This is a genomic window from Massilia sp. TS11 (genome assembly GCF_022012445.1).
Classification (GTDB): domain Bacteria; phylum Pseudomonadota; class Gammaproteobacteria; order Burkholderiales; family Burkholderiaceae_D; genus Telluria.
The window spans coordinates 1-5,180 of sequence record NZ_JAKLTS010000028.1 but is presented as its reverse complement, the minus strand read 5'-3'; the positions used below and the strand labels follow the sequence as shown (position 1 = coordinate 5,180).

At 65.5% G+C, this 5,180-nt stretch carries 2 protein-coding genes and 1 riboswitch; both genes read left to right on the top strand.

Features of this window, described 5'->3' with window-relative positions:
- Positions 1 to 166: 166 nt before the first annotated feature.
- A riboswitch (cyclic di-GMP riboswitch) is annotated at positions 167 to 240 on the top strand.
- Between the two features lie 54 nt (positions 241 to 294).
- Complete coding sequence (locus LZ005_RS21440) at positions 295 to 2,871, top strand: VCBS domain-containing protein (protein WP_237811014.1); 2,577 nt, start codon at positions 295 to 297, stop codon at positions 2,869 to 2,871.
- 160 nt (positions 2,872 to 3,031) lie between these two features.
- Positions 3,032 to 5,170, top strand: coding sequence for a sugar nucleotide-binding protein (locus LZ005_RS21435; RefSeq protein WP_237811002.1), 2,139 nt, complete (start codon positions 3,032 to 3,034; stop codon positions 5,168 to 5,170).
- Positions 5,171 to 5,180: the final 10 nt, after the last annotated feature.

Sequence of the window (5,180 nt, the reverse complement as noted above, 5' to 3'; positions counted from 1 at the left end):
CCGCGCTATCGGGGTTTTTTGCTTTTTACCTTACACAGCATTCCCCTGCCACAGTTTTCTCCGCGTCCAAATATATGCATGCGGAATTTAAAATTGACAACAAATATTTCCAATAATTATCAAAAAGTCTTGGCTTTACCACATCTTTATTGTATTCTTGTAACTCATCCTCAAAGGCCAAACCTGCAGCGATGCAGGGACGGAAAGCCAAGGGTCTCCCCGAGACAGCCGGTTGCTCAGGTCGAAAAATAACAAAGCGCCGGTCTTTCAACCGACACCGACTGGGAGAATTCCATGGCAGCTAGCACCACCAATAAAGTCGCGACCCTCACTGGCGCCGCGAAGGATGACATCCTGCTAGCAGATGTCACCGGTATCACCGAAGATCACCTGACCGGCAAGCTGAATGTGCTCGCCAATGACCCGGGTTCCGCCAGCGTCTACTCGCTGCTGCAGAACGTGCCGGCCACTTTCACTCAGATGCAAGTGCTGACCACGGCCAAGACCGCGCTCGGCGCCACCATCTCGATCAACGCCGATGGCACCATCAGCTACGATGCCAGCACGATGTCTGCCAGCGTGCAGTCGCTGGCCGCGAACGAAACCCTGAACGATAGCTTCGTCTACACCGCCCGCATGGCCAATGGCGCCCTGAGCACCGCCACCGTGACGGTGAAAGTCGGCGGCGTCAACGACGCGCCGACTCTGGCCAGTGTGGCCCAGGCCAGCATCAACGATACGGCCGCCGACGACACCCCGGCCGCCATCACCGGCTCGCTCGTTGGTAGCGACGTCGACCACGGGGCCGTGCTCACCTACAGCCTCGCCGGCGGCAGCAGCGACTATGGCACCTTGACCGTCAACGCCAACGGCAGCTACAGCTTCCTGGCTAACGCTGACAAGATCGACGCGCTGGCTGCGGGTGAGTTCGCAGTCGCCAACTTCAGTGTCAAAGTCACCGACGAGTTCGGCGCTTCCTCGGCGCCCGTCACTCTCAGCTTCAAGCTCAACGGCGCGAATGACATCGCCGTGATCTCCGGCACCAACAGCGGCGCCGCCTCGGAAGACGACACCGCCGCCGTGACCGGCAGCCTGAGCGTGGCCGATCGCGATCACGACCAGAGCCTGTTCGCCGCCGCCAGCGGCCTGGCCGGCACCTACGGCGACTTCAGCTTCGACGCCGCCAGCGGCGCCTGGACCTACACCGTACGCAACGCCGACAGCGCCGTGCAAGCCCTGAATGGCGGCAAGCAAGTGACCGACAGCATCACCGTGAACTCGGTCGACGGCAGCGCCAGCAAGACCATCACCGTCACCGTGACCGGCGTGAACGACAGCGCCACCATCAGCGGCACGGCCAGCGGCGCCACCACCGAAGACGGCACCGGCAGCGCCAGCGGTCAGCTCAGCGTGGCCGACGTGGATAGCGGCGAGGCCACCTTCGGCACCGTCGGCAGCCTGGCCGGTACCTATGGTGATTTCACTTTCGACAAAGCCACCGGCACCTGGAACTACGCGCTGCGCAATGGCGACGCCAATGTCCAGGCTCTGGGCGGCAGCACCATCGTCGAAGACAAGCTGGACATTCAATCCAAGGACGGCTCGGCTACCCAGACCGTGACCGTGAGTGTGCATGGCACCAATGACGCGGCCAGCATCAGCGGCACCAGCACCGGCGGCGTGACCGAAGACGGCAGCGCAGCCGCCAGCGGCGTGCTCAGCGTCAGCGACGTGGACACCGGCGAAAACAGCTTCGCCGCCGACCTCAGCTTGCAGGGCACCTATGGCAACTTCAGCTTTGATAAGACCACGGGGACCTGGAACTACGCGCTGCGCAATGGCGATACGAACGTCCAAGCCCTGGGCGCCGGCGTGGTCGTGCATGACACCCTGAGCGTCAGTTCCGTCGACGGTACTGCCAGCCAGACCATCGACGTCAGCGTGACCGGCGTGAACGATGCAGCCAGCATCAGCGGCAACGCCACCGGCACCGTGAGCGAAGATGACGTCGCCGCGGCCAGTGGCGTGCTGGTGGTTGGCGATGTCGATGCCGGCGAGGCCGTGTTCGGCGCGATCGGCAATCTGCATGGCAGCTACGGCGACTTCAGCTTTGATGCCGCCACCGGCGCCTGGTCCTACGCGCTGCGCAACGGCGACGCCAATGTGCAGGCCCTGGGCGCCAACAGCGTCGTCCACGACAGCCTGGTCGTTGCGTCCAAGGACGGCACTGCCAGCCAGACGATCGACGTGACCGTGAATGGCGCCAATGATGTGGCTGTCATCGGCGGCGACGCCAGCGGCAGCGTGAAGGAAGATGCCAATCTGACGACCTCGGGCAAGCTGAGCGTCAGCGACGCCGATGCCGGTCAGGCCGGTTTCGCCGCCCCTGCCAGCCTGGCAGGCACCTATGGCGACTTCAGCTTCGACACCAGCAGCGGCGCCTGGACCTACACGCTGCGCAATGCCGCCGCCAATGTGCAGGCCCTGAACGCCGGCGACAGCGTGACCGACAGCCTGGTCATCAAGTCGCTCGACGGCAGCGCGTCGCAGACGATCCAGGTGGCGATTGCCGGCACCAACGAACCGCAGGGTTCGCTGCCGCAGAACAATCCGCATAACACCGAGAATACCGTGACCAAGTACCAGGTCACGCACGGTGGCCAGGACATCAACGAGCGCAACATCTTCACCGGCTTCGACAGCAATGACGAGCTGGCTCATTCTGCGAACATGGACTTCGTTTCGATGAGCCAGGTGACCTACGAAGGTCAGGCCTCGACCCTGGTGGTGTTCGACTTCCACGGCAATCTGATCAACGTGACCCTGGTCGGCTTCACCGGCCTGAGCACGAGCCAGATCATCGTCGGCTAAGCCGTTCGCGTTCTGCCCAGCCCCGGCTTGTCCGGGGCTTTTTTATTTCCGGAGCTCAGCGCGGCGTCGGACGCGCGGATTTTTGTTTAGTCTGGCCCCTGATCATCGGAAGGATGGGCACATGGACAGACTAGCACTCTGGGGTGGGCTGGAATGTACGATGAATCGCGTGGGCGAGCGCTACTTCAGCCAGGTCGTGCGCAACGGCCATCACGTCCGCCCCGACGATATTGCGCGCTTCGCTTCGCTCGGCATCCGCGTGCTGCGCTACCCGGTGCTGTGGGAACAGCTGGCGCCGCACGGTCTGGCGCAGGCCGACTGGTCGTGGTGCGCGCGCCTGGCCGCGCTGCGGGAGGCTGGCATCACGCCGATTGCCGGCCTCGTGCACCACGGTAGCGGACCGCGCCACACCAGCCTGGTGGCGGAGGATTTTGCGCCGGGCCTGGCCGCCTATGCCGGTGCGCTGGCCGAACGCTGCCCGTGGCTGCGCGCCTTCACGCCCGTGAATGAGCCGCTGACCACGGCACGCTTCAGTACCCTGTATGGGCTCTGGTATCCGCATGCGCGCAGCGATGCGCTGTTTGTGCGGGCCGTGCTCAACCAGTGCCGCGCCACGGTGCTGGCGATGGCTGCCATCCGGCGCCATATTCCGGACGCCCAACTGATTCAGACGGACGACCTCGGCAAGCATGCCGGCACGGCGCCGCATGGCGTGCTGGCCGAGTTCTATGACGCGCGCCGCTGGCTCGCCTGGGACCTGCTGTGCGGCGAAGTGGGGCGCACACATCCGCTGTGGCGCTATCTGCGGCGCTCCGGTCTCAGCGAGGACGAGATCCTGTGGTTCCGCGCCAATCCCTGTCCGCCCGACATCATCGGCATCAACTACTACATCACCAGCGAACGCTGGCTCGATCATCGGGTTGGCCGCTATCCGCGCCGCTACGCCGGGCAGGTTGATGGGCGGCCGCTGGCCGATGTCGAGAGTGTGCGCGTGGCGGAGGCGCCGCCGCCCTCGCTGCTGGCGCGCCTGCGCGAAGCCTGGGACCGCTACCGTATTCCGCTGGCCGTGACCGAGGCCCATCTGGGCGGTCACCGCGAGGATCAGCTGCGTTGGCTGTGGGAAGTCTGGCGCGCGGCCGAGGCGGCGCGCGCTGAAGGTATCGCCGTGCGTGCGGTGACGGCCTGGTCGCTGCTGGGCGCGTATGACTGGAACAGTCTGGTCACGCAGGACAAGGGCTACTACGAGCCGGGCCCGTTCGACAGCCGTTCGACGCCCCCGCGCGAAACCGCGGTCGCGGCCATGCTGCGCGAGCTGGCGCGGCCGCAGGCGCCGCGCCATCCATTGCTGCAAGGGGAGGGCTGGTGGCGGCGCCCCACGCGCTTCATGCAGCGCGGCCGCGGTCAGCCGCTGCCGCTCAGCAATGCGCATCCCGATGAGGCGGGCGTGCAGCCGGTTCTGATCACGGGCGCTACCGGTACGCTCGGCCAGGCCTTTGCGCGCATTTGCCAGCGCCGCAATATCGCCTACCGTCTGGTGCGGCGTCAGGAGCTCGACATTGCCGATCCTGCCTCGGTGCGCGCGGCCCTCGACGCCTGGCGTCCGTGGGCGCTCATCAATGCAAGTGGTTATGTGCGCGTCGATGAGGCCGAGCGCGACCCTGAACGCTGCTTCCGCGAAAACGCGCTGGGTCCGGCGACCCTGGCCCAGGCGTGTGCGGCGCGCGGCGTGCAGTTGCTGACATTCTCGAGTGACCTGGTCTTCAGCGGCCGCGCGCAGTCGCCCTATGTGGAGTCGGACTCGGTGGGGCCGATCAACATCTACGGCCGCAGCAAGGCCGAGGCGGAGGCACGCGTGCTCGACCATCTGCCCGAGGCGCTGATCGTGCGCAGCAGCGCCTTCTTTGGGCCGTGGGATCGCTATAACTTTGTGATTCAGTCCCTGCGTACCCTGGCGGCCGGCGAGCCGCTGTTCGTGCCCCGGGATCTGACCGTGTCGCCGACCTATGTGCCGGATCTGGTCGATGCCTGTCTCGACCTGCTGATCGATGGCGCCGCCGGCATCTGGCATCTGACCAATGGCGTGGCGGTAACTTGGGCCGAGCTGGCACAGCAGGCGGCGCGGCGCGGGCGGGTCGACCCCAGTCGGCTCGAGCCGGTCGCGGCGGCGGCCTGCCGTTTCGTGGCGCCACGACCCGCCTTCAGCGCCCTGCACAGCGAGCGCGCGATCCTGTTGCCGCCGCTGTCTGACGCATTGGGACGCTTCGTCCAGGCCATCCGCCAGCACCCGATTGAAAATTAGGAGTTGACGT